24 protein-coding genes, 1 tRNA gene and 1 pseudogene are annotated in these 23,529 nt (G+C 64.0%); 8 read left to right on the forward strand and 18 right to left on the reverse strand.

The genetic code is table 11. The features are described from left to right. Window positions 1-64: 64 nt before the first annotated feature. The 3 genes from clpA to FJW06_RS07485 all read right to left on the reverse strand — a co-directional run bounded on the left by clpA (window position 65) and on the right by FJW06_RS07485 (window position 3,470). Window positions 65-2,530: an ATP-dependent Clp protease ATP-binding subunit ClpA gene (clpA, locus tag FJW06_RS07475; protein WP_140750169.1), complete on the reverse strand. Its 2,466-nt coding sequence runs from the start codon at window positions 2,528-2,530 to the stop codon at window positions 65-67. A gap of 6 nt (window positions 2,531-2,536) precedes the next feature. Next, window positions 2,537-2,863 (reverse strand): ATP-dependent Clp protease adapter ClpS, encoded by a 327-nt coding sequence (gene clpS, locus FJW06_RS07480; RefSeq protein ID WP_246674561.1) that lies wholly within the window; start codon window positions 2,861-2,863, stop codon window positions 2,537-2,539. A 277-nt stretch (window positions 2,864-3,140) separates the two neighbouring features. Next, window positions 3,141-3,470, reverse strand: a complete 330-nt coding sequence (locus tag FJW06_RS07485) for a phasin family protein (RefSeq protein ID WP_040972326.1) — start codon at window positions 3,468-3,470, stop codon at window positions 3,141-3,143. Between the two features lie 288 nt (window positions 3,471-3,758). Here FJW06_RS07485 and FJW06_RS07490 point away from each other — a divergent pair, with 288 nt between their 5' ends. Next, window positions 3,759-5,174 carry a D-alanyl-D-alanine carboxypeptidase family protein gene (locus tag FJW06_RS07490; RefSeq protein WP_140750171.1) on the forward strand — a complete coding sequence of 472 codons (1,416 nt, stop codon included), beginning with the start codon at window positions 3,759-3,761 and terminating at the stop codon, window positions 5,172-5,174. A gap of 43 nt (window positions 5,175-5,217) precedes the next feature. On the opposite strand, the gene FJW06_RS07495 is transcribed toward FJW06_RS07490, so the two are convergent. From FJW06_RS07495 to FJW06_RS07505, 3 genes are all read right to left on the reverse strand, one after another. Continuing rightward, window positions 5,218-5,916 (reverse strand): molecular chaperone DnaJ, encoded by a 699-nt coding sequence (locus FJW06_RS07495; RefSeq protein ID WP_140750173.1) that lies wholly within the window; start codon window positions 5,914-5,916, stop codon window positions 5,218-5,220. 175 nt (window positions 5,917-6,091) lie between these two features. Beyond that, complete coding sequence (locus FJW06_RS07500) at window positions 6,092-6,529, reverse strand: DUF1489 family protein (RefSeq protein ID WP_140750175.1); 438 nt, start codon at window positions 6,527-6,529, stop codon at window positions 6,092-6,094. Window positions 6,530-6,613: 84 nt separating this feature from the next. Further along, on the reverse strand, window positions 6,614-8,017 hold the full coding sequence (locus FJW06_RS07505; protein ID WP_140750177.1) for an L-serine ammonia-lyase: 1,404 nt from the start codon (window positions 8,015-8,017) through the stop codon (window positions 6,614-6,616). Between the two features lie 178 nt (window positions 8,018-8,195). Here FJW06_RS07505 and FJW06_RS07510 point away from each other — a divergent pair. Continuing rightward, a pseudogene (locus tag FJW06_RS07510) lies at window positions 8,196-8,914 on the forward strand (DUF599 domain-containing protein). Here FJW06_RS07510 and FJW06_RS07515 read toward each other — a convergent pair. From FJW06_RS07515 to FJW06_RS07535, 5 genes are all read right to left on the reverse strand, one after another. Continuing rightward, on the reverse strand, window positions 8,887-9,684 hold the full coding sequence (locus FJW06_RS07515) for a YdcF family protein (RefSeq protein WP_140750179.1): 798 nt from the start codon (window positions 9,682-9,684) through the stop codon (window positions 8,887-8,889). The pseudogene FJW06_RS07510 and the gene FJW06_RS07515 overlap by 28 nt on opposite strands. A gap of 29 nt (window positions 9,685-9,713) precedes the next feature. Further along, window positions 9,714-11,279 (reverse strand): amidase family protein, encoded by a 1,566-nt coding sequence (locus FJW06_RS07520; RefSeq protein ID WP_140750181.1) that lies wholly within the window; start codon window positions 11,277-11,279, stop codon window positions 9,714-9,716. Next, on the reverse strand, window positions 11,279-11,737 hold the full coding sequence (locus tag FJW06_RS07525; protein WP_140750183.1) for a GNAT family N-acetyltransferase: 459 nt from the start codon (window positions 11,735-11,737) through the stop codon (window positions 11,279-11,281). Before FJW06_RS07525 ends, FJW06_RS07520 begins: the two co-directional genes overlap by 1 nt. A 4-nt stretch (window positions 11,738-11,741) precedes the next feature. Beyond that, window positions 11,742-12,029 (reverse strand): Asp-tRNA(Asn)/Glu-tRNA(Gln) amidotransferase subunit GatC, encoded by a 288-nt coding sequence (gene gatC / locus FJW06_RS07530; RefSeq protein WP_140750185.1) that lies wholly within the window; start codon window positions 12,027-12,029, stop codon window positions 11,742-11,744. Window positions 12,030-12,171: 142 nt separating this feature from the next. After that, window positions 12,172-12,879 carry a metal-dependent hydrolase gene (locus FJW06_RS07535; protein ID WP_140750187.1) on the reverse strand — a complete coding sequence of 236 codons (708 nt, stop codon included), beginning with the start codon at window positions 12,877-12,879 and terminating at the stop codon, window positions 12,172-12,174. Window positions 12,880-12,996: 117 nt separating this feature from the next. On the opposite strand from FJW06_RS07535, the gene ruvX reads away from it, so the two are divergent. Then, window positions 12,997-13,479 carry a Holliday junction resolvase RuvX gene (gene ruvX, locus FJW06_RS07540; RefSeq protein ID WP_140750189.1) on the forward strand — a complete coding sequence of 161 codons (483 nt, stop codon included), beginning with the start codon at window positions 12,997-12,999 and terminating at the stop codon, window positions 13,477-13,479. Here the strand turns inward: ruvX and FJW06_RS07545 are convergent. The 3 genes from FJW06_RS07545 to FJW06_RS07555 all read right to left on the reverse strand — a co-directional run bounded on the left by FJW06_RS07545 (window position 13,421) and on the right by FJW06_RS07555 (window position 16,147). Next, entirely contained in the window at window positions 13,421-13,762 is a 342-nt protein-coding gene (locus tag FJW06_RS07545; RefSeq protein WP_140750191.1) for a DUF6105 family protein, read from the reverse strand. The genes ruvX and FJW06_RS07545 overlap by 59 nt on opposite strands. Further along, the gene (locus FJW06_RS07550; protein ID WP_140750644.1) at window positions 13,762-14,319 is read right to left on the reverse strand and encodes a hypothetical protein; all 558 of its coding nucleotides are present in this window, start codon (window positions 14,317-14,319) and stop codon (window positions 13,762-13,764) included. Before FJW06_RS07550 ends, FJW06_RS07545 begins: the two co-directional genes overlap by 1 nt. A gap of 199 nt (window positions 14,320-14,518) precedes the next feature. Further along, complete coding sequence (locus tag FJW06_RS07555; protein ID WP_140750193.1) at window positions 14,519-16,147, reverse strand: DNA alkylation response protein; 1,629 nt, start codon at window positions 16,145-16,147, stop codon at window positions 14,519-14,521. A gap of 200 nt (window positions 16,148-16,347) precedes the next feature. Here FJW06_RS07555 and FJW06_RS07560 point away from each other — a divergent pair, with 200 nt between their 5' ends. The 4 genes from FJW06_RS07560 to dprA all read left to right on the forward strand — a co-directional run bounded on the left by FJW06_RS07560 (window position 16,348) and on the right by dprA (window position 20,586). After that, entirely contained in the window at window positions 16,348-17,313 is a 966-nt protein-coding gene (locus FJW06_RS07560) for an aspartate carbamoyltransferase catalytic subunit (RefSeq protein ID WP_140750195.1), read from the forward strand. Then, the gene (locus FJW06_RS07565; RefSeq protein WP_140750198.1) at window positions 17,310-18,596 is read left to right on the forward strand and encodes a dihydroorotase; all 1,287 of its coding nucleotides are present in this window, start codon (window positions 17,310-17,312) and stop codon (window positions 18,594-18,596) included. The genes FJW06_RS07560 and FJW06_RS07565 overlap by 4 nt, the downstream gene beginning before the upstream one ends. 284 nt (window positions 18,597-18,880) lie before the next feature. Further along, a complete protein-coding gene (gene plsY / locus FJW06_RS07570; protein WP_140750216.1) occupies window positions 18,881-19,462 on the forward strand; it encodes a glycerol-3-phosphate 1-O-acyltransferase PlsY in 582 nt (193 codons plus the stop codon). Then, on the forward strand, window positions 19,459-20,586 hold the full coding sequence (dprA, locus tag FJW06_RS07575; RefSeq protein WP_140750218.1) for a DNA-processing protein DprA: 1,128 nt from the start codon (window positions 19,459-19,461) through the stop codon (window positions 20,584-20,586). The genes plsY and dprA overlap by 4 nt, the downstream gene beginning before the upstream one ends. A 12-nt stretch (window positions 20,587-20,598) precedes the next feature. Here dprA and FJW06_RS07580 read toward each other — a convergent pair whose 3' ends face one another. From FJW06_RS07580 to FJW06_RS07590, 3 genes are all read right to left on the reverse strand, one after another. Then, entirely contained in the window at window positions 20,599-21,741 is a 1,143-nt protein-coding gene (locus FJW06_RS07580) for a hypothetical protein (RefSeq protein ID WP_140750220.1), read from the reverse strand. 115 nt (window positions 21,742-21,856) lie between these two features. Continuing rightward, the gene (locus FJW06_RS07585) at window positions 21,857-22,063 is read right to left on the reverse strand and encodes a hypothetical protein (protein WP_140750222.1); all 207 of its coding nucleotides are present in this window, start codon (window positions 22,061-22,063) and stop codon (window positions 21,857-21,859) included. A 98-nt stretch (window positions 22,064-22,161) separates the two neighbouring features. After that, window positions 22,162-22,237, reverse strand: a tRNA-Lys gene (locus FJW06_RS07590). A 277-nt stretch (window positions 22,238-22,514) separates the two neighbouring features. On the opposite strand from FJW06_RS07590, the gene FJW06_RS07595 reads away from it, so the two are divergent. Continuing rightward, window positions 22,515-22,967, forward strand: a complete 453-nt coding sequence (locus tag FJW06_RS07595) for a BA14K family protein (RefSeq protein ID WP_140750224.1) — start codon at window positions 22,515-22,517, stop codon at window positions 22,965-22,967. Window positions 22,968-23,087: 120 nt separating this feature from the next. Here FJW06_RS07595 and FJW06_RS07600 read toward each other — a convergent pair whose 3' ends face one another. Then, window positions 23,088-23,516: a DUF6882 domain-containing protein gene (locus tag FJW06_RS07600; protein WP_246674554.1), complete on the reverse strand. Its 429-nt coding sequence runs from the start codon at window positions 23,514-23,516 to the stop codon at window positions 23,088-23,090. Window positions 23,517-23,529 lie beyond the last annotated feature (13 nt).

The raw sequence follows: 23,529 nt of genomic DNA on the forward strand, positions 1-23,529 counted from the left end.
GCTGACCGCTCAAAAGAAAAGAGCCCCATTGCCGGGGCTCTTTTGCATTTCACATGAAGGCCGATCAGCCCTTGCGCGGCAGTTGCGGCACAAGGCTGCGTTTGTTGCCGTCCTTGCCCTTCAGCTCCGGCTTCTGCGCCACGGCCTTCTTGGGCGCCGGCTTCTTGGCCGCCGCCTTCTTCGGCTTCGGCGAGTCTTCCGGCTCTTCCTTCTTCGGCTGCACGGGCGACTCGTCGGCGAGCGATTCGAGCTTCAGGCCGGATTCGCCGGTTTCCTTCTTCTCGACGGTGACACGCACCGTGCCGCCCTTCTTGAGCTTGCCGAACAGCACCTCGTCGGCCAGCGGCTTCTTGATGTGCTCCTGGATGACCCGGCCGAGCGGACGCGCGCCCATGCGCTCGTCATAACCCTTGTCGGCCAGCCAGGCGATCGCGTCCGGCGACAGATCGAAGGTGACGCCACGCTCGGAGAGCTGGGCCTCGAGCTGCATGACGAACTTCTGCACCACCTGATGGATCACCGGCACCGGCAGCGAGCCGAACGGGATGATCGCGTCCAGACGGTTGCGGAACTCCGGCGTGAACAGCCGGTTGATCGCCTCGACATCGTCGCCCTCGCGCTTGGTCGAGCCGAAACCGATCGCCGCGCGCTGCGCATCCGAGGCTCCCGCATTGGTGGTCATGATCAGGATCACGTTGCGGAAGTCGATCTGCTTGCCGTTGTGGTCGGTCAGCTTGCCGTGGTCCATCACCTGCAACAGGATGTTGAACAGGTCCGGATGCGCCTTCTCGACTTCGTCAAGCAGCAGCACGCAATGCGGATGCTGGTCAACGCCGTCGGTGAGCAGACCGCCCTGGTCGAAGCCGACATAGCCGGGAGGCGCGCCGATCAGCCGCGAGACGGTGTGGCGTTCCATGTATTCCGACATGTCGAACCGGATCAGCTCGACGCCGAGCGAGGCGGCAAGCTGCTTGGCGACTTCCGTCTTGCCGACGCCGGTCGGGCCTGAGAACAGGTAGGAGCCGATAGGCTTCTCCGGTTCGCGCAGGCCGGCGCGCGCCAGCTTGATCGCCGAGGTCAGCGCAGTGATGGCCGTATCTTGGCCGTAGACCACGCGCTTCAGCTCGATATCGAGCCCCTGCAGCACCTTCTCATCATCTGCCGAGACCGTCTTCGGCGGGATGCGCGCCATGGTGGCGATCGTCGCCTCGATCTCCTTGATGCCGATCGTCTTTTTGCGCTTGGCCTCCGGCACCAGCATCTGCGAGGCGCCGGTTTCGTCGATCACGTCGATCGCCTTGTCCGGCAGCTTGCGGTCGCTGATGTAGCGGGCCGACAGCTCGACCGAGGCCTTGATCGCCTCGCTGGTGTAGCGGACCTTGTGGAACTCCTCGAAATAGGGCTTCAGGCCCTTCATGATCTCGATGGCGTCCTCGATGGTCGGCTCGTTGACGTCGATCTTCTGGAAGCGCCGCACCAGCGCGCGGTCCTTCTCGAAGAACTGCCGGAACTCCTTGTAGGTGGTCGAGCCGATGCAGCGGATCGCGCCGGACGAAAGCGCCGGCTTCAGAAGGTTCGAAGCATCCATGGCGCCGCCCGAAGTGGCGCCGGCCCCGATCACGGTGTGGATCTCGTCGATGAACAGCACCGCGCCCGGATAGTCCTCGAGCTCCTTCACGACCTGCTTCAGCCGCTCCTCGAAATCGCCGCGATAGCGGGTGCCGGCCAAGAGCGTGCCCATGTCGAGCGCGAAGATGGTGGCGTCCTGCAGCACTTCCGGCACGTCGCCCTCGACGATGCGCTTGGCGAGCCCCTCGGCGATGGCCGTCTTGCCGACACCGGGGTCGCCGACATAGAGCGGGTTGTTCTTGGAACGGCGGCACAACACCTGGATGGTGCGGTTGATCTCGCTGTCGCGGCCGATCAGCGGGTCGATCTTGCCGGCGCGCGCCTTGTTGTTGAGGTTGATGCAGTAGGCCGTCAGCGCGTCCTGCTGCTTCTTCTTGCCGCCCTCTTCCTGCGGCTCGGCGCCGTTCTGGCCGCCCTGCTCGTCCTCGGCGCCGCGCGGCGTGCGCGATTCCGAAGCGCCGGGGCGCTTGGCGATGCCATGCGAGATGTAGTTGACCGCATCGTAGCGGGTCATCTGCTGTTCCTGCAGGAAATAGGCGGCGTGGCTCTCGCGCTCGGCAAAGATGGCGACGAGCACATTGGCGCCGGACACTTCCTCGCGGCCGGACGACTGCACATGGATCACGGCGCGCTGGATGACGCGCTGGAAGCCTGCCGTCGGCTTCGAATCCTCGTCGTAACCGGTGACGAGGTTGTCGAGCTCCGTGTCGATATAGGTGAGAACGGTATGCTTGAGCTCGTCGAGATCGACGTTGCAGGCACGCATGACGGCGGCCGCCTCGGTGTCGTCGATAAGGGCGAGCAGCAGATGTTCGAGCGTCGCATACTCATGATGCCGCTCGTTGGCGAATGTCAGCGCCTGATGTAGCGCCTTTTCCAGGCCTTGGGAGAAAGCCGGCATGTTACCTCACTTCTTCTCCATCACGCATTGCAGCGGATGCTGATTCTGTCGGGCGAAATCCATGACCTGGGACACTTTGGTCTCGGCCACCTCGAATGTGTAGATGCCGCACTCGCCCACTCCATGATTGTGAACATGAAGCATGATGCGTGTGGCGGCTTCGCGGTCCTTTTGGAAAAACCGTTCCAGGACGTGAACGACGAACTCCATCGGAGTGTAGTCGTCGTTCAGAATAAGGACCCGGTAGAGGCTGGGCTTCTTGGTCTTGGTTTTGGTGCGCGTGATGACAGCAGTGCCGCGACCGGGATCGTTGCGGTCACCGTCACCTTGCATTCGCACCACGTCTGCCGTGGCAGTCAAACCGATCGTCACGTAGTCCAGCCTTTTCGAATCCTCATGCGAGCTCAACATGTAGGTTCTCGATGGACGATTTTAAGCCCTTCTGTTTAGCTGACAATATGGCTAGGTGGGCAAACCTCAGCGAAATTCTCAATCGTGAATGCGGCAAGGCGCATCGGGTTGCGATTGCGCATGAAAAAACCCGGCCGCGTTTCCGCGACCGGGTCCTTTCCGCAGGCCGGTTGGCCGTATCGGCTGTGACCAGCCGAAATTACTTCGCCTTGGCGACCACCGATTCGAAGGGCTTATAGGCTTCCTTGGCGAGCTCGGCATAGAGATTGCCGATCTTGCTGGCCTCGGCCACGAAGCTCTCATAGCTCTGCTTGGCGTAATCGGTCTGGATCTCGATGGCCTTCTCGATCGACTTGGCCGAGAACAGCTTCTCGAAGGCGGCGCTGCCGGCCTCGAAGCTCTTCTTGGTGTATTCGCCGGCCTCGGTGGCGATCGCCTGCGCTCCCTTGGTGAGCGAGGCAAAGCTCTTCAGCCCCGTGTCGGCAAACTCCTTGCCGTATTTCGTGAAGTCCTCATAGGTCTGGGTCATTTCATACTTCCCTTCGGTTGAAACGCCCTTTTGGCCCCGGGCGCCCTTGTGCAATGCACCTCAATATATTGTGCAATGCACAAAAGTCAAGAATCCCTTGGCGCGCGGGGGCTCCAGCGCCCCCGGCCGGTAAAATTCGATTAAAGAGAAGCTCGATTTGCCGAAAAATGGTGAACGCGGCGGTTACCATAAACGGATTGGTAACGCTGCGCGCGATAGCTTGGCCGGAAGCGAGGCAGGCAGTCCCTTAGCCGCCTCCGGGGCAACGAAATTTCAGGGTAAGTAACGGTGCGTCAGGCGTTGTCGGGCTTCGTCTCCAAATCTTCATTCTCCCTCAAGGCGATCATGGTCGCCGCGCTCGCGGTGACAATTGTCGCCGCCGATGTCGCGTCGGCGCTTGCCGCGAAGTCCGCGGCCATCGTGGTCGATGCCAAGACCGGTAAGGTGCTCTATTCTGCCGACGCCAACGGCCGGCGCTATCCGGCATCGCTCACCAAGATGATGACGCTCTACCTCACCTTCGAGGCGCTGGCGAAGGGCAGGATCAGCAAGGATACGCCGGTACCGTATTCGGCGCATGCCGCGTCCGAGCCGCCGACCAAGCTCGGCGTGCGCGCCGGCGGCTCGGTTCCGGTCGAGACCGCGATCCTTTCGATGGTGACGAAATCGGCCAACGACTCCGCCACCGCGCTCGGCGAGTTGCTCGGCGGCAGCGAAGACAATTTCGCCCGCATGATGACGGCCAAGGCGCGCCAGCTCGGCATGAACGGCACCGTTTTCCGCAACGCCAACGGCTTGCCCGACCCGGGCCAGTTCACAACGGCGCACGACATGGCAATGCTGGGCATCGCGCTGCGCGAGCACTTCCCGCAATATTACGGCTATTTCTCGCAGCGCTCGTTCCTGTATGGCCGCCAGCGCATCAACGGCCACAACCGCCTGCTTGGCCGCATCAAGGGCGTCGACGGCATCAAGACCGGCTACACCCGCGCCTCGGGCTACAATCTCGTCTCCTCCGTCGCCGACGGCGACCGCCGCCTCGTCGCGGTGGTGATGGGCGGCGCTTCCGGCCGCAGCCGCGATAACCAGATGGCCGCGCTGATCAACACCTATCTGCCCCGCGCCTCGACGCGCGGCGGCGGCGATCTCATCGCCAAGGCCAAAGACAATCCGGACAAGACGCTGGCCAAGGCCTTGCTGCCCAAGCATGACGCGCCGACACCGGACGCCAAGCCGGCAACGGACGACACCGTCGTTGCCTCGGCCGACGACGTTAAGGACGATACCCAGCAGGTCGCGGAAGAGACCAAGCCGGTGCTCAAGGCCCGCAAGGTCAAGACGGTCGCGATAGCAGCCATGGCGCCGGCTCCCAAAGCTGAGGACACCGGCGTCGCCGCCTATGCCGAGCCGGCGCCCGCCGCGCCCGCGATCGATCCTGTCAAGACGTCGTCGGTGCCGTCCGGCTGGGTGGTTCAGATTGCCTCTTCACCCACGAAGTCGGGCGCTCAGAGCCTGCTCGACCAGACCGCCAAGCAGGCGCCGAAGATCCTGGCCGACGCTTCCGGCTTCACCGTCGCCTTCGACAAGGACGGCACCACCTACTACCGCGCCCGCTTCGGCGGCTTCGGCTCGAAGGACGCCGCCTGGAAGGCCTGCGATGCGCTGAAACGCAAGAAAATCTCGTGCTACGCCGTCGAGCAGTAGGCGGCTGTTGAAATCTCCCGGAAGGTACCGGCGTCGAAGGAGACTAATCGTGATTGGAGAGCAAGACGTCCTTGGCTTCATTGATCCGCGCCGCCAGGACAGACGTGCCGCCGACGTCGGCGTTCAGGCGCTGCATCAGGCGGCGGTGCGCCTTGCGGATATCCGCCGCGGCAGCCCCCGCTTCAAGACCAAGGACCTTGTAGGCCTCCTCCTTAGTCATGGCGCCCGCACCTGGCGCAACACCCAGCCCTTCGCCACCGTGCGGCTGCGCGTCCTTGCGCCAGACGGGAAAACGGCCGTCAAGATACGTCTCTAGAAGCTGGCGGCTCTCGAGATCGGGGCTGAGTTCACCATGGAGCTGGCGCAGGTCGGTCAGCCCCATCGCCCCAAGCATCTTGCCCTCATAGCGCCCGGCCAGAACGAGCCCCTCAAGCCTGCCGCTGTCATGGTCGAGGTCCATCTCCAGCGCTGCAGTGCGCACCGTCGAGTGCTTGGATGCCGCCGCCCTGGCCACCGGCCGCCTCGTGCGTATCCAGCCGACCCAGGCCAGCGCCGCGAGCAGCAGCAGTCCGCCGATAAGGCTGCGACCGAAGATCAGCATGGGCGCGCCGACCAGCCCAAGGAAGGCCGGCCCGAGCGATCTCAGACCGTCGGCCATCCTTGCCGCGTCCGCGCGCACAAAGAGCAACGCGGCGCCGAAAAGCACCACGAGCACCGCTGCCAAAGCGAGGATCACACCCATCGGTTAGCACCGCCACAGAGACGACCGAGCATAGAAATAGGATGGGACCAAGGTCTGGCGCTTGCAAGTCCCACATCAGGCGAGCCAAAGGGCCAGCGCAGAGGACGATCCGCAAAGCCGCGCCGGGTGTGTTGAGATTCAGGTCAGGCCGGGATCACCTGAATGTCAACGCAGCCTAGAGCAGGCCGAGTTCGGCAAGTTCCAGCCTGAGCTTCGGCGACATCTCGGCGAGCGCCGCCCTGCCCTTGCCGAGATCGGCCGGCGCATCGGCGGGCTTGAGGTAACGCCAGCCCTGGAAAGCGCGGCGCGGCTGCCACTCGGTGCGCATGACCTCGGGATCGAGCACAAGATGACAGCGGCCGATGCCTTCATCGTCGGTGAAGGGCCTGATCTCGGTGATCAGTTGCCGGCACTGCACGCTGCCCTTAATCACCCAATAGAGCGACCCGCCATCCGTGATCTCGCTACCGCGCGTCGGCACCATGCGGGTGGTGTGCCAGTGTTCGGCCGGCTCGCCGGCGCGGCGCCGCTCGTCGAGGCGGAAGGCGATCCACTCTTCAAGGTCCTCGATGCTATCGCAGCCGACGCAGAGTTTGATCAGATTGAGTGACATGCCCCAAGATTTAGCCGCAAGGGTTGACGCGTCAACGCCTTGAGGGACTTCTCCACAGGGCTAGGCGCGGGTCTCAATAAGACCTCAGCACTCCACCACATTGACCGCCAGGCCGCCGAGGCTGGTTTCCTTGTACTTCTCGTTCATGTCGAGGCCGGTCTGGCGCATGGTCTCGATCGCAGCGTCGAGCGGCACGAAATGCGTGCCGTCGCCCTTGATGGCCAAGGAGGCGGCGGTCACGGCCTTCACCGCGCCCAGCGCATTGCGCTCGATGCAGGGCACCTGCACAAGGCCGCCAACGGGATCGCAGGTCATGCCAAGATGATGCTCGAGCGCGATCTCGGCGGCGTTCTCCACCTGCTCGGGCGTGCCGCCCATGACCGCGCAAAGCCCAGCGGCGGCCATCGCCGAAGCGGAACCCACCTCGCCCTGGCAACCGACTTCGGCGCCCGAGATCGAGGCGTTCGATTTGATGATGCCGCCAACGGCGGCGGCCGTCAGCAGGAAGTCGCGGATGCTCGGCTGGTCCGCTTCGGGATGGAAATGCAGCCAGTAGCGCAGCACCGCCGGCAGCGTGCCGGCCGCGCCATTGGTCGGCGCGGTGACGACGCGGCCGCCGGCGGCGTTCTCCTCGTTGACGGCCATGGCGTAGATCGACAGCCAGTCATTGGCGAGCAAGGGATTGGGCCGGTTCTGCTGCCACTGTTCCTGCAGCTTGTCATGCAGTTGCCGCGCGCGGCGGCGCACCTTCAGCCCACCCGGCATGATGCCGTCCTGCGACAGGCCGCGGTCGATGCAGCCTTTCATCGCGCCCCAGATCGCGTCGAGGCCGGCATCGAGCTCCTCGCGTGACATATGCTTTTCCTCGTTGGCGCGCTTCATCTCGGCGATAGAGAGCCCGCTCTTTGCCGCCATCGCCAGCATCTCGACGGCATTCTTGAATGGATACGGCACCTTCTTGCCCTCGGTCGTCACCGAGCCCTTGGCCTTCATGCGCTGCAGCTCTTCCTCGGAAACGACGAAGCCGCCGCCGATGGAGTAATAGATGCGCTTGAGCAGCAGCCGGTCGGATGCGTCATAGGCATAGAAGGCCATGCCGTTGGCGTGGCCGGTGAGCGGCGTCTTGCGGTCGAGCACGAGGTCCTTGGCTGGATCGAAACGGTATGCCGGATGCCCGGGCGGTGAAATCCGCTTCTCCGCCCCGATGCGGGCGACGATGCCGTCGGCCTCGTCCGGATCGACCGTCTGCGGCGTCTGGCCGGCCAGGCCGAGGATCACGGCGCGATCCGAGCCATGGCCGATGCCGGTATAGGCGAGCGAGCCATGCAGGCTGGCGCCGATGCGGTCGACTTTCACACCCGCCGGCCGCGGCCAGTCCTCGGCCAGGATCTCGTCGAGGAAACGGCGCGCGGCCGTCATCGGCCCCATCGTGTGCGAGCTCGATGGGCCGATGCCGATCTTGAACAGGTCGAAAACCGAAAGGAACACGGGGCCGTTGTCTCCTGGAGGCCGATCAAAATTACATATAGGAATTCCCGCGATGTTTCCGCTGTTTTGCAAATCGCGGCGCGGCGACTGCCGACCTTGTTTGCTCCGCCAGCGACATCGCAATGCCGGCGCATCGGGCGCCTGTCGAAGCGCCGGTCCGGCCCGTGTTACAAGAATCATGGGCGACTCACTCCATCTTTCAATGGCAGATCTGGGGGCTTTGACCTTCTTCCTGGCGGTCTGGGTGCTGCACACGCTCGCCTCGGACGGCAGGCTGATCAGCCGCGTCTCGCTGACGACCGCCATGAACGCCCAGCGCGAAGCCTGGATGCGCAACATGGCCGAGCGCGAGATCCGCATCGTCGACACCGCCATTATGGGCGGCCTGCAGCAAGGCACCGCCTTCTTTGCCTCGAGCTCGCTGATCGCGCTTGGCGGCTGCTTTGCCCTGCTCGGCGCCTCGGACCGCGTGCTTCAGGTGCTGGCCGACCTGCCCTTTGGCGCGGCCACGTCGCACGAAGCCTTCCAGATCAAGGTGTTCGGCCTGATGCTTATCCTGGCCTTCGCCTTCTTCAAATTCGGCTGGGCGTACCGCCTGTTCAACTATTGCTCGATCCTGATCGGCGCAGTGCCTACCCCGCATGGCCCGGCCTCACGCAATCCGGTAAGCGAAACGGCGGTGTGGCGGGCGACGCGCATGAACCTGCTCCCGGCAAGCACTTCAACTCCGGCCTGCGCGCCGTTTTCTTCTCGATCGGCTATCTCGGCTGGTTCGTCGATCCGGTCGTCTTCGTCATGTCGACGCTGGTGTTGTTGGCGGTGCTGGTGCGCCGTCAGTTCTTCTCGGCGGCGCGGCGGGCTGTGCTCGGTCAGCCGCCCGGTCCGGGAAAGAACTGATCGATCTTGCCCGAGAGCCGGTAGGCGAAAAGCCCGATCCATTCGCGCACCGCGATGGTGGTCGCCTGCACCGAGTCGACGGGATTGTCGCGATAGAAGCCGACGCCTTCCCTGCCTGAGGTGCGATAATCGACCGGCCACGGAATGGCCGCAAAACCCGCCTTGTCGAACAGCGCCTTGGCGCGCGGCATGTGGAAAGCCGACGTGACCAGCAGCCAGGTCTCGCCCGGTTTCGGCTCGACGAGCTTTCGCGAGAAGACAGCGTTCTCGTAAGTGTTGCGCGATTTGTCCTCGAGGATCATCCGATCGGCGGAGACGCCGAGCGCCCCAAGCAGGCGCGGTGCCGTGTCGGCGTCGCCCTCGCCGTCGAGGAAAAGCGAACCGTTGCCGCCGGACACCACGATCTTCGCTTGGAGAAAGCGTCTCGCCAGGATCGCGGTCTCGACCATCCGGTCGCCGCTGCTGTTCAACTCATAGCCGCCGCGCGCCAGGTTGATGGCGCCTTCGAAGCCGCCGCCAAGCACGATGATGCCGTCGACCTTATCGGGCAATGGCGGCTTCGGAAAGCGTTCTTCCAGTGGCGTCAGCATCATCGCGCCGACCGACGTCCAGGCCGAAAGAACCAGGATAGCGACGCCGAGCAAGCTCCCCGTCGCTGCCAGCCGACGGCGCCGGAACAGCGCTGCCAGCAGGCCGGCGAGCAGCAGGAAGATAGCCAGGTTGATCGGTTGGCCGAAGAACCAGAAGATTTTCGACAGATAGTAGAACATCCCTCACCCTCTCGTCGGAGGGGACGATGCTACCACCACTTTTCCGGCTGAAATTTGCCCGCTGCCTCCTCGATGACATTGGCCGTCTGGAACAGCGTTTCCTCGTCGAACGGGCGGCCGATCAGCTGCAGGCCGAGCGGCAGGCCCTTGCCGTCGAGGCCGGCCGGCACGGAAATGCCGGGAAGACCCGCCATGTTCACCGTCACGGTGAAGATGTCGTTGAGGTACATTTTGACCGGATCGGAGGCCATGTCCTCGTCGGCGATGCCGAAGGCGGCCGACGGGGTCGCCGGCGTCAGGATGACGTCGACGCCGGCGGCGAAGACATTCTCGAAGTCGCGCTTGATCAGCGTGCGCACCTTCTGCGCTTGCAGGTAGTAGGCGTCGTAATAGCCCGCCGACAGCACATAGGTGCCGATCATGATGCGCCGCTTGACCTCGCGGCCGAAACCGGCGGCGCGCGTCTTCTCATACATGTCGACGATGTCCTTGCCTGGCACGCGCAGGCCATAGCGCACGCCGTCATAGCGGGCGAGGTTCGACGAGGCCTCGGCGGGCGCCACGATATAATAGGCCGGCAAGGCGTATTTGGTGTGCGGCAGCGAGATGTCGACGATCTCGGCGCCGGCATCCTTCAGCCAGGCGATGCCCTGCTGCCAGAGCGCCTCGATGTCTTGGGGCATGCCATCGACACGATACTCCTTCGGAATGCCGACCTTCATGCCCTTGATCGGCTTGCCGATCGCCGCTTCATAGTCCGGCACCGGGCGGTCGACCGAGGTCGTGTCCTTCGGATCGACGGAAGCCATCGATTTCAGCAGGATTGCGGCGTCGCGCACGTCGCGCGCAATCGGCCCGGCCTGGTCGAGCGAGGAGGCGAAGGCGACGATGCCCCAGCGCGAGCAGCGACCGTAAGTCGGCTTGATTCCGACCGTGCCGGTCAGGGCGGCGGGCTGGCGGATCGAGCCGCCGGTATCAGTCGCGGTCGCGCCGGCGCACAGGAATGCGGCCACGGAGGATGCGGACCCGCCGGACGAGCCGCCCGGCACCAGTTGGGCATTGTCCAGCGTGCGCTGGGTCTTGGCGCCGCCCGCGGAGACAAATCCACCGTCGCCCTGATGCGTCGTCGGCATCACCACCGTGTCTAGGCGCGAGCGCCGCCACGGATTGATGACCGGGCCGTAATAGGAGGTTTCGTTGGACGAGCCCATGGCGAACTCGTCCATGTTGAGCTTGCCGAGCATCACCGCGCCGTCAGCCCAAAGATTGCTGGTTACGGTCGATTCATAGCGCGGCTTGAAGCCGTCCAGCACGTGGCTGCAGGCCTGAGTATGGATGCCTTCGGTGGCGAACAGGTCCTTGATGCCGAGCGGAATGCCCTCCAGCGCGCCGCCCTCGCCCTTGGCGAGCTTGGCATCGGAGGTCTTTGCCATGTCGCGCGCCTTGTCGGCGGTGACAGCCACATAGGCATTGAGCACCGGATTGGCGCGATCGATGGCCGCGAGATAGGCCTCGGTGATTTCGGCCGCGGAGATCTCCTTGCCGCGCAGCTTGGCGCGGGCCTCGGAAATGGTGAGATGTGTGAGATCGCTCATCAGGCAAGGCTCTTTTCGTAAAACACCGACCATTCGGAGTCGGGATAATCCAGCACCGGTCCGCAACGCGTGAATCCGGCGCGCTCATAGACGGTCCAGGCGGCGGGATGGCGATCGCCGGTTTCCAGCACCAGCCGCATCAGCCCTTCCTGCCGGGCAAGCCCCTCGACGCGTCCGACGATCTCGGCGCCGATCTTGCGGCCGCGATGCGAAGGCCGGGTGTACATGCGCTTGACTTCACCGACCGCGCCATCATGGCGCTTGAGCGCGCCGCAACCGACGGCAAGGCCGTTGTCACGCGCGATGAACACCGTCGTGTCCGGGCCTGCCATCTGCTCGACGGTCAGATGATAGCAATGCTCGGGCGGGGTCAGTTCGAGCAGCGCGGCATTGAGCTCGGCGACCAGCGCCCGCACGTCGTCCTGCAAAGGCGTCTCGACGGCGATCTCGACAGCCACGGCCCTACTCCACCACCTTCGGAACGAGGAAGAAGTTCTCTTCCGTTGCCGGCGCATTGGCGACGATGTCGGCGGGCTTGTTGCCGTCGGTCACGACATCCTCGCGCTTCTTCATCTCCATCGGCGTGACCGAGGTCATCGGCTCGACGCCCGAAACATCGACCTCGTTCAATTGTTCGACGAAGCCGAGGATGGCGTTCAGTTCGCCGGTCATGCGCTCGGCGTCCTCCTCGCTCACCGCGATACGAGCAAGGCGCGCGACGCGCTTCACGGTCTGAAGATCAACGGACATGTTCTTTTCGCCTCGGGAAAACCAGTGCGGGCTATAGCGGCGCGGCGCTCAGCGCGCAACATGGATCATGCCGGCCGATCGGCCTTGAGATGCTTAGGGGGCGCCCAAGGCAGCGCGCCCCCATCGCAGAGGAGCAAAGCGCCTAGATCGTGATCGCCTTGCCGATCTCGGGTAGCGCCACCTGGACGCCCGAGCCTTCCATGCCGGTGACGAACTTGTCGGCCGTCTGGTCGATCATCGAGAACGTGCCGAAATGGCAGGGAACGACGGTCTCGAAGCTGAAGAATCGCCGGCAGGCAAGGGCCGCCACCGCACCGCCCATGGTGAAGCGGTCGCCGATCGGCACGATGCCGATCTTCGGTTCGTGCAGTTCGTTGATCAGGCCCATGTCCGAGAAGATGTCGGTGTCGCCCATGTGATAGAGCGTCTTATCCTCGGGAAAATGCAGGACCAGCCCACCGGGATTGCCGAGATAGGTGTTCGTGCCACCGTCGCCGCCGAAGGAGGACGAGTGCAGCGCCTGGACAAAGGTGGTGGTGAACGGCCCGCAATCGACGGTGCCGCCGATATTGCCCGGGTTGATCTTGTCGCCGCTGACGCCCTGGCCGACGAGATACATGCAGATCTCGAAATTGGCGACCAGCATGGCGCCGCTCTTCTTCAGCACCTCGACGGCGCCGCTGACATGGTCATTGTGGCCGTGGGTCAGGAGAACGTGGGTCACGCCTTCCGCCGGCCCTTCCCAACCGCCCGTCCAGGACGGATTGCCGACCAGATAGGGGTCGATGAGAATGGTGGCGTCCTTGGTCTCGACGCGGAATGCCGAATGTCCGTACCAGGTCAGTTTCATAATGCCTTCCTCGATTTTTCCGTTGCCGAAGGATAGAACGCTGGCGGCAAATTGAAAGTAGCGCGGCGCTCTCCACCGTCAAAAGGATGTGTGACGCCCGGATGTCAGAGGAAGCCGTTGGGCATTATTTCAATCGAGGAACTGCCGGCGCGGCTTGCCGACGGCAAGACGCTTGCCGGGCTCGATCTCGGCGACAAGACGATCGGCATGGCGGTCTCCGATCGCGGGCTGTCTTTCGCTCATCCACGCCCGGTGATCCTGCGCAAGAAATTTTCGCTGGATGCCGCCCAGTTGCTCGCGCAGTTCGAGAAGGACAATGTCGGCGCCGTCGTGCTCGGCCTCCCCGTCAACATGGACGGGTCGGAAGGCCCTCGTGCGCAAAAATCACGCGCCTTCGTCCGCAACATGGCGCCGCTTTCCGACCTGCCTTTCGTGCTGTGGGACGAGCGGCTGTCGACGGTCGCGGCCGAGCGGACGCTGATCGAGATGGATTTCTCGCGCAAGAAGCGCGCCGGCAAGATCGATTCGGCGGCCGCCGCCTTTATTCTGCAGGGAGCGTTGGACCGGCTTCAGTCGCTCGGCCGAGCTGATCGGAACTGATATCGCTCTGCCGGCGCTGCTTGATCCATTCGGCGATGTTGCGCCGGCGGCGGAAGGCCCAAAGCCCCATGAGCAGGAAAAAGTCGAAAACGCAGGTCCGCGCCACCATGCCCGGGATGATAGCCGGATCGACGCCGAGAATCTGGCCGTAGAGCTGGAAAGCGAAATCGTGCACCTGCCGGCTCAGCATCGCATAGCCGAAATTCATGTCGTTGGCCGACAGGAAGAACCATCCCCAGAAGATGGCCATCGGAGCAGCCCAGAGGGTGAATATCGTGCGCATCAGCGCCTGCCTCCAGGCTTGTTTTCCGGGCGGCCGGATATGCGGGAAAGAAGCGAACTGTGCGCGGCGCTCATCGCCATGCGCGCGGCGGCGCGAACATCGCCCTCGGGCAAATGCATTGCGGCAAAGTTGGAGCGGCGTTCGGCCAGCACCGCGACATAGGAGGCAAGCAGCGCCGTCATCTGGATGGCGACGATCATGAACAGGCCGTTTATGCCTTGCGCCACGCCGCCGATGAGGATCAGCGAAAGCAGGAGCGACGCCGCGATGAAGGCGATCCGCGCCACGCTCTCGCCCGCGTCCGGCCTTGCCGCCGCGTTCAGCAGCGTTTCGACGAAGGCCCAGCAGAACAACACCGCGACGGTCAGGAGCGCAATGGAAAGCGGCGCCAGAACGGCAACATTTTCAAGCTCGGGAAGCCCGTTGGCCTTGACTGAGAGGCCAAGCACGCCAAGCGCCGTCGCTATGCCGCGGCTGCCGTCCATGCAGATATAGGCAAGCAGGGCGAAAACCACCGCCCAATGCAAGGCCAGAACTGAGCTCAACACGTGCCGCATACGCTTCCCGCTGACGGAGCTCGGGGAGGCCATGGTTAACCTTTCCCTACTCCAGCAAACGGAGATTGGGCTTTGCAACGGCTCACCGCAATGGAAACCATTTGTTAAGGTTAACAGCTATCCACAGATAGGCAATCCGCCCATGAAGCCGAACAGCGTGAAGCGGTTTTCGGATCATGCTCTTCGATTTAGAGCGGGATCAGGTCACCGGCGGATAGAGCGTGTCGATGATCATGCGCGCGTCGTGGCGCGAATCAAGCATGCCGTAGGTGGTGCGCCACTGGCCGCCCAGCCGCGTTTCGACGAAGGCGTCGGCGATCCGCCCTGCTCCCAGCCGGCGCAGCTCCGCCGCCGCGGCCGACAGCGCTAGCTGTTCGGTGAGCAGCCGCGCCGAGCCCTGGTCGGTCGCCGCCACCTGCATGGCCGCCTTCAGCACGCCGATGGTGCCGCGCCCACCGGCGCCGAGATCGCGGTCGATGCCGGCGAGCACTTCCTCGAACAGGCCGGGCGCGCGGCCGAGCACGCGCAGCACGTCGAGCGCCATGACATTGCCCGATCCTTCCCAGATCGCGTTGACCGGCGCCTCGCGATAGAAGCGGGCAAGCGGCGCTTCCTCGACATAGCCGTTGCCGCCAAGGCATTCCATCGCCTCATAAAGCAGCGCCGGCGCGATCTTGCAGACCCAGTATTTGACCACCGGCGTCATGGCGCGGGCAAAGGCCGCCTCGCCGCGATCGCTTGCCGCCTCGTCGAAAGAACGCGCCAGCCGGAATGACAGCGCCGTGGCCGCGGCGACATCGAGCGCCATGTCGGCCAGAACCCGCTGCATCAGCGGCTGGTCGATCAGGTTCGAGCCGAACACCTGGCGATGGCGCGTGTGATGCACAGCCTCCGCAAGGCCCGCCCGCATCAGCGCCGACGAAGCGACCGCACAGTCGAGCCGGGTCAGCGTCACCATGTCCATGATCGTCTTCACGCCGGCGCCCGGGTCGCCGACCATCTCACCGATGGCATTGACGAACTCCACCTCCGACGAGGCGTTGGAGCGATTGCCGAGCTTGTCCTTCAGCCGCTGGAAGCGGAAGCCGTTGCCGGAACCATCGCCCAGGATGCGCGGAACGAGGAAGCAGGACAGTCCCTCCGATGCCTGGGCAAGCACCAGGAAGGCATCCGACATCGGCGCCGACATGAACCACTTGTGGCCGGTCAACCGGTAAAACCCGCTTCCCGTACGCTCCGCCCTGGTGGTGTTGGCGCGCACATCGGTGCCGCCCTGCTTCTCGGTCATGCCCATGCCGAGTGTCAGGCCGGTCTTCTGCACCGGCGGCTTCTGCGTCTGGTCGTATTTGCGCGTCGTCACGCGCGGCGCCCATTCGCGGAAAAGCTTCGGGCTCGCCATCAGCGCCGCAAGCGAGGCGCTGGTCATCGTGATGGGGCACAAATGCCCCGTCTCGAGTTCGGCGGTCAGATAGAAACGCGCCGCCCTCACCTGATGGCGGCGGCCGATCTCGGCGTCGCCGTTTTCCCACACCGAAGAATGCAGGCCGCCGGCAATCGAGCGGCGCATCAAGGCGTGGTAGGCCGGGTGATATTCGACCAGGTCGAGGCGCCGGCCCTGGCGGTCATGGGTGCGCAATTTCGGCGTGTCGGTGTTCGCGAGACGGGCAAGCTCCTGCGCCTCCGGCGTCATCACGAACCGGCCAAGGCCGTCGAGATCCTTGCGCACGGCCTCGGAAAAACGCTCGGCAAGCTGGATGAGCAACGGATCGCCCCGCCATGCATTGCCGCCTGCCAGCGGCGGCGGCTGGTTGATCACCTCGTCGGTCACGCCCAATCCTTCAGTTGCCCAATCCTTCAATTGGCCGAGAGGTTCTTAGCATTTCCAAGGCCGCGGTCGCGAATCCGGAGCCCCCGGGCCTTATAGCCCAAGCCGCGGAAGGCGCGCGACGAAAATACCGGGGAGAACGCCCGCAATCCAAAGCTGGCGCTTGCCGCAGGCCGGGCCGCACCCTATAGCAGCGCCTTGAGATGACCGACGCTTCGTCCCTGCCGCTCTTTCCCCACCGCCATCTTCTCGGCATCCGCGATCTGTCCCCGTCCGATATCGAGCTGTTGCTCGATCGCGCCGACCAGGCCGTGGCGATCTCACGGCAATCGGAAAAGAAAACCTCGACGCTGCGCGGCCGCACCCAGATCAACCTGTTCTACGAGGCGTCGACCCGCACGCAGTCCTCCTTCGAGCTGGCCGGCAAGCGTCTCGGCGCCGACGTCATGAACATGTCGGTGGCGAGTTCCTCGGTGAAGAAGGGCGAGACGCTGATCGACACGGCGATGACGCTCAACGCCATGCGCCCCGACATCCTGATCATCCGCCACCAATCGGCCGGTGCGGCTGCGCTGCTGGCCCAGAAGGTCGGCTGCTCGGTGGTCAATGCCGGTGATGGCGCGCATGAGCACCCGACCCAGGCGCTGCTCGACGCGCTGACCATCCGCCGCGCCAAGGGTCCGCTGTCAAAGCTGATCGTGGCGATCTGCGGCGACATCCTGCATTCGCGCGTCGCCCGCTCCAACATCATGCTTCTGAACGCGCTCGGCGCGCAGGTGCGCGTCGTGGCTCCCTCGACGCTGCTGCCCTCCGGCATCGACAGGATGGGCGTGATCGTCGCGCGCTCGATGGCAGAAGGGCTGAAGGACGCCGACGTGGTCATGATGCTGCGCCTGCAGCGCGAGCGCATGGAAGGCGCCTTCGTGCCGTCGATCCGCGAATATTTTCGCTATTTCGGCCTCGATGCCGAGAAGCTGAAAGCCGCCAAGGACGATGCGCTGGTCATGCACCCCGGCCCGATGAACCGCGGCGTCGAGATTGCCTCCGAGATCGCCGACGGACCGCAAAGCGTCATCCAGGAACAGGTCGAGATGGGGGTGGCCGTACGCATGGCGGTGATGGAAGCGCTGCTTGATCCGCGCCGCAACCATGAGGGGCGCGGCGCATGAGCGTGACCGTCTTCAGCAAGGCGCACATCGTCGACCCGTCGCGCGGCGTGGACGAGATCGGCAGCGTTATCGTCGACGGCCGCAAGATCGTCGCGGCCGGGAAAACCGCATTGAACCAGGGCGTGCCGGAAGGCGCCACCGTCGTCGATTGCGCCGGCAAGACGATCATTCCGGGCCTTGTCGACGCGCGCGTCTTCATCGGCGAACCCGGCGGCGAGCATCGTGAGACCATCGCCTCGGCAAGCGTGGCGGCGGCAGCCGGCGGCGTCACCTCCGTCGTCATGATGCCCGACACCGACCCGGTGATCGACAATGTGGCGCTGGTCGAATTCGTGCTGCGCACGGCACGCGATACCGCAAGCGTCAACATCTTTCCGGCGGCCGCGATCACCAAGGGCCTGGAAGGCCGCGAGATGACCGAGTTCGGCCTGCTGCGCGAGGCGGGCGCCGTCGCCTATACCGACGGCCGGCATACGATCGCCAATGCGCTGGTGATGCGCCGCGCGCTGACCTATGCGCGCGATTTTGGCGGCGTCATCGCGCATGAGACGCAGGATGCCAACCTTGCGTCATCCGGTGTGATGAACGAAGGCCTCTATGCGAGCTGGCTCGGTCTGTCGGGCATTCCGCGCGAGGCCGAGCTGATCCCGCTCGAACGCGACCTGGCATTGGCGCGGCTGACCGGCGGCGCCTATCACGCGGCCAAGATCTCATCCGCGATGGCGGCCGGCGCGGTGAACCGGGCAAAGACGGACGGAGCCAACGTCACGGCCGGGGTCGCCATCCACAATCTGTCGCTCAACGAGAACGATGTCGGCGAATACCGCACCTTCTTCCGGCTGACCCCGCCCCTGCGCGCCGAGGACGACCGGCTGGCGATGATCGAAGCGATCAAGGACGGCACGATCGACGTCATCGTCTCCTCGCACGACCCGCAGGACGTCGACACCAAGCGCCTCCCCTTCGCCGATGCCGCCGCCGGCGCGATCGGGCTGGAGACGCTGCTTGGCGCGGCGCTGCGGCTCTATCACAACGGCGATGTGCCGCTCACCAGGCTGATCGAGACGCTGTCCACGGCGCCGGCGCGACTGTTCGGCCTGCCGGGCGGCACACTGAAGCCGGGCGCGCCGGCCGATCTCGCGGTCGTTGATCTCGACGAGCCGTGGATCGTCAGCGAAAGCGGCCTGCGTTCGCGTTCGAAGAACACCTGCTTTGAAGGCGCGCGCCTGCAGGGCAAGGTCTTGCAGACGATGGTCGCGGGTCGCACGGTGTTTTCTGCCTAGAGCATGATCCCGAAAGTGGAAACCGGCTTTCGGAGAAAGGTCATGCTCCGACGAAAAGTTAGATTAGGGTGGCGCTTCAACGAAACGTCATTCTGAACCGCCCCATCGTTTTGAGCCTTGCGGAGCCCGCACGGCACAGGATTGCTTGGCGAACCCTCCCGACTCTACCATTATATGACCAATTGGTGCTTGAGCAGTGCCGGCTCTTGCAAACTATGGTTGCATAGCGCACATTAATTCAATCGTAAGACGAGCACCCACAGAGAAGGAATACGGGGGAGACAATGGGTTACGCGATCGCGCTCGTCTTCGGTTATCTGCTAGGCTCGATCCCGTTCGGGCTGCTGATCACCCGTGCGGCCGGGCTCGGCGACGTGCGCAAGATCGGCTCCGGCAATATCGGCGCGACCAATGTGTTGAGGACGGGCAACAAAGGGCTCGCTGCCGCAACGCTGCTGCTCGATGCGCTGAAGGGCACGGCCGCGGCGTTGATCGCCGGGCATTTTTCGCCGGATTACGGCCTTCTGGCGGGTTTCGGGGCCTTTCTCGGCCACCTCTTCCCGGTCTGGCTCGGCTTCAAGGGGGGCAAGGGCGTCGCCACCTATCTGGGCGTGCTGCTCGGCCTTGCCTGGCAAGGCATGCTCGTCTTCGCCATCGTCTGGCTCGCTATGGCCTTCCTGTTCCGCTATTCCTCGCTGGCGGCATTGGCGGCCGCGGTGGTCGTGCCGATCGCGCTCTATTTCATGGGCACGCCGCAGATCGCCGGCCTGTTCGCGCTGATGAGCCTGATCGTCTTCATCAAGCATCATGCCAACATCTCGCGCCTGCTGGCCGGCACCGAAGGCAAGATCGGGGCGAAGGGATGAGCGCCCCGGCCGCCGGCCCGCGGCTCAGCGACCGGCAGCGGGTTGCCTGGCTTCGCCTGATCCGCACGCCCAATGTCGGTCCGGCCTCGTTTCGCGAACTGATCAGCCGCTTCGGCTCGGCCGAAGCCGCGCTCGAAATGCTGCCCGAATTGATGATCTCGGGCGGCGCCAATCGTATCGTCCGCATCCCCTCCATTGCCGAGGCCGAAGCCGAGTTGGACGCCGCCCGGCGCGCCGGCGCCCGCTTCGTCGGCATCGGCGAGGCCGATTATCCACCCCTGCTGAAGACCCTGGACAATCCGCCGCCGCTGCTGGCGGTGAAGGGCGAAGGCGCGGTCTTCCGCTTGCCGGCGGTGGCGATCGTCGGCGCCCGCAATGCGTCGCTCGCCGGCATCAAGATGGCGCGCATGCTGGCGGCCGATCTCGGCCGCGAAGGCTACGCCATCGTTTCCGGCCTGGCGCGCGGCATCGACACGGCCGCGCACAAAGGCAGCGTTTCGACCGGCACAATCGGCGTGCTCGCGGGCGGGCTCGATGTCCCCTACCCGCCAGAGAATGCCGGCCTGTGCGACGAGATCGCCGATCGCGGCGGCGCCATCGTGTCGGAAATGCCCTTCGCCTGGCAGCCGCGCGCCCAGGATTTCCCGCGCCGCAACCGCCTGGTCGCCGGCATGGCGCTTGGGCTCGTGGTGGTCGAGGCTGCGCAGCGCTCCGGTTCACTGATCAGCGCCCGTCTTGCCAATGAGATGGGCCGGCTGGTCTTCGCAGTGCCGGGCTCGCCGCTCGATCCGCGCGCCGCCGGCTGCAACGCCCTCCTCAAGGACGGCGTCACGCTCGTCACCGAAGCCGTCGACGTGCTCGGCGCGCTGGCACCGCTTGCCGGCACCCGGCTTCCTAGAACACTCCCGCTTGCCGAGGCGCCCGACACGTCGGCCATGCCGCCGCCCGGCGAAAACGACCGCGCCGATGTGCTGGAAGCGCTCGGACCGACGCCGACAGGGATAGACGAGATCATTCGCCACACGGGATTAAGCGCCGCGCAGATATCGATGGTGCTGCTGGAACTCGACCTCGCGGGACGACTGGAGCGTCACGCCGGCGGGAATATATCGCTGATCGCGTGACCTGCGGGGCTCCTAGCGGAACAAATATTTCGACACTTCCGGATTGCCGCGGCGCCACATCACATTGTCGAGGAAATAGTGGTGCACGTTGATGAAGATCAGCACGATGAAGAAGAACAGCGAGGAACCGAGCACCTGCCTGTCGTAGGGGACCAGGGCGGTCAGCACGAACGGTATCAGCCAGAAGCCGAGATAGCCGAGGGCAGCGCCTCCAATGATGAATCCCAACACCCGCAGCCTGTAGCGAGGGCCGAGGACGGACAGCATTTTCGGCTCCGGATCCCCCGCCGCATCCGAAACGTCACGCTCGACATTGGTCTGATAGCGCCACACCACGGCCAGATATTGCAGCGAATGCAGCGCCGGCACCACCAGCAGCCAGAGCGGGTTTATCCTGGCAATCAGGATCCAGAGATAAAGCGACGCGACATAGGCAACGATGCCGTTATACGGAAGGCCGCCATTTTTTCGCCAGCGGCTGGCCAGCATCATGAGTGTAGCCGCTGTCGATACGACGGCCGCGGCCAAGGCAATGTCGGTGATCCATGAAGGCGCGGCGAAGGTGTAATACTGGAGCCCGTAATACTGTCCCGCGGTCACCGCCGTGTTGGTCTGCAGCCAAGCCAGGATCCACACAGCGTAGCTGTTGACGAGCAACACCTTCTTGTCCCGGTCATCGAAGAATTTGCGCTTCAGGACGGCGTCTACCATCAGCATACCGTAGCCTTGCTTGACATAGTGCCAGCCGACGAAGAAGAACATCGCGTTGGCGGCGAGGCCGAGCAGCCGCGTGTTCGACGTCGCCGCGCCATAGGCGAAGAATAGAGCCATGATCACCGGAACGATGACGCCTGCGAAAATGTAGCGAAGCTGCAGGCTTCGGTCGTAGCCGTCGCCACGCGCCTTGCGGCCGAAATTGCGATAAAAGATCTGGTAGGAATGGGCGAAATGCGGGTAGTTCACCAGATAGGCCACGATGACCATCGTCGCGGCCAGCGGGCCTTCATAATCGCGCGGCACGAAGAACAGCACCGGCAGGATCAGGAACGCGCTGCCGCCGAGCATCAGGAAATCGGCGGCCGGGCCGAAGAGATATCTGCCCGGCGGCGTCGCCGCTTTGCGGGCCGTGGTCTCTACCGAAAGGTCAAGTGCCATCCTGGAGCCTCCGTCGGGCCCCCGAGTTTAACCATGCTCCCTGTCCAGGGACAAGTTTGCCCGTGACCGGCACTCATTGTCTTGGAAAAAGTCGGTCTTGGGAAAAATCGCCCCCTCAGGGCAAGGCAGCCCGAGCGATCTTCAACAGCCGCTTTCGGGCTTCTGCCACGCGCTTCTGTTCCGACCGTATGCGGCTGCACAGCGCAAGGTTGATCCCGACGCCACGGTCCTCGTCCAGCATTTCCTTTGCGTGATTGAGAGAAGTCTCCGCGCGCTTTACGCTCTGCCTGGCCCTGGCCAGTTCCAAATTCAGTACGTCCACTGTATCCGCATCCTATTTGCGGTCCCTTCGACAGGGAAACAGCCGCGCATAATTTTGGTTCCGATTGCCGGGAGATGGACGGTTTGGATCATTGATTTTGGTGAGCGCGATGGGATTCGAACCCATGACCTACTGATTAAAAGTCAGTTGCTCTACCGGCTGAGCTACGCGCTCCCGCGGGCTCGAAACGCCGCCCTCGAAATTGCGCGGAACATAGGGAGAGTGCCGCGGCCGGTCAACCGGAAAAAGATGGGCCTCCAAGGCGGATTTTTTGAACGGATTCGAGGCGTCGCCGAGGTGTTTGCGAAGAGCTTCCGATGCCCACGCCAATGATCCGGGTCCGCATTGCTTCGGAAAGCTCCACAACAACGGGTTGATATGGAAGGGGAACAATTTGCAACCCGGACCCGTTTCGCAGCAGGGACGTCGATCAACCTCGAGGAGAAGATTCATGAACAAGATCGTATCGGGCCTGCTGGCAGCCGCTCTCTCGGCGTCGTTCGTCGCGGCGGAGGTCGTGCCGGTCAACGCTCAGCCAAACTATGTCCCGCAACCCCAGGCCTTGTCGGATGTGCAGACGGTGCAGTATCGGGATTGGAGAAGGCACCGCGGCTTCAACCGTGATTTCTCGCCTCGTGGTGACTCCGTCTACTGGAACGGCCATCGCGGCTATCGTGAGTATCGCCGCGGCTATCGCCGGCATGGCGACTACTGGTTCCCGCTGGCAGCTTTCGCCACCGGCGCGCTGATCACCGGCGCCATCGTCAACAGCGAGAACAATCGCGTGTATCGCGGTAACTCGCACGTGCAGTGGTGCTACGACCGCTATCGCTCTTACCGCGCCTCGGACAACACCTTCCAGCCCAACAGCGGTCCCCGTCGGCAGTGCGTGTCGCCCTATTGACGGCCTTCAGTCAGTGTCCAGGTCGTTGACTGAGCCCGCGCCGCGAGGCGCGGGCTCTCTCGTTGCCCCTCAGCCGAATTCAACCGGCCCAACTAATGCTCTTCAAAATCAGATACAAACCTACGCCGTCGCCGGGAGGAGTGCGATAGGCTCCACAGGCCTTGCAAATCCGAGCCACTGCAGAGGTGAGCCCCAGCCGAGTGCATCAAGATCTTCGTCCCTCACATAGCCTTGAGTTAGCTCGCTGATGCCGTGCTTCTCACCAAAAGATCGAGCTGATTGGGCGTCGGCTGTGAACTCCGAAGGCCAATTCGAATTTGCCCAAGCCCAGAGCCAATTGCCGGCTTTGGCGCTGGTGGTGCCCGCGATCTGGATTTCCGAGATGACCTCGACGCCGCTCTGATCGGAAAACATTAACTTTCCGGCCGTCAAGTCGTAGTTGTAGCGCGACCAGCTGCCGAGGCGGAAATCCTTCGCCAGGCGCGCGTTCTTGGCGGCGAGCTGTTCAAAGGCCTCATCGCGCCATGCAGGATACCAATCCGGCTGCATTTCCCCCCGGTCC

The organism is Mesorhizobium sp. B4-1-3 (assembly GCF_006439355.1).
Lineage (GTDB): Bacteria > Pseudomonadota > Alphaproteobacteria > Rhizobiales > Rhizobiaceae > Mesorhizobium.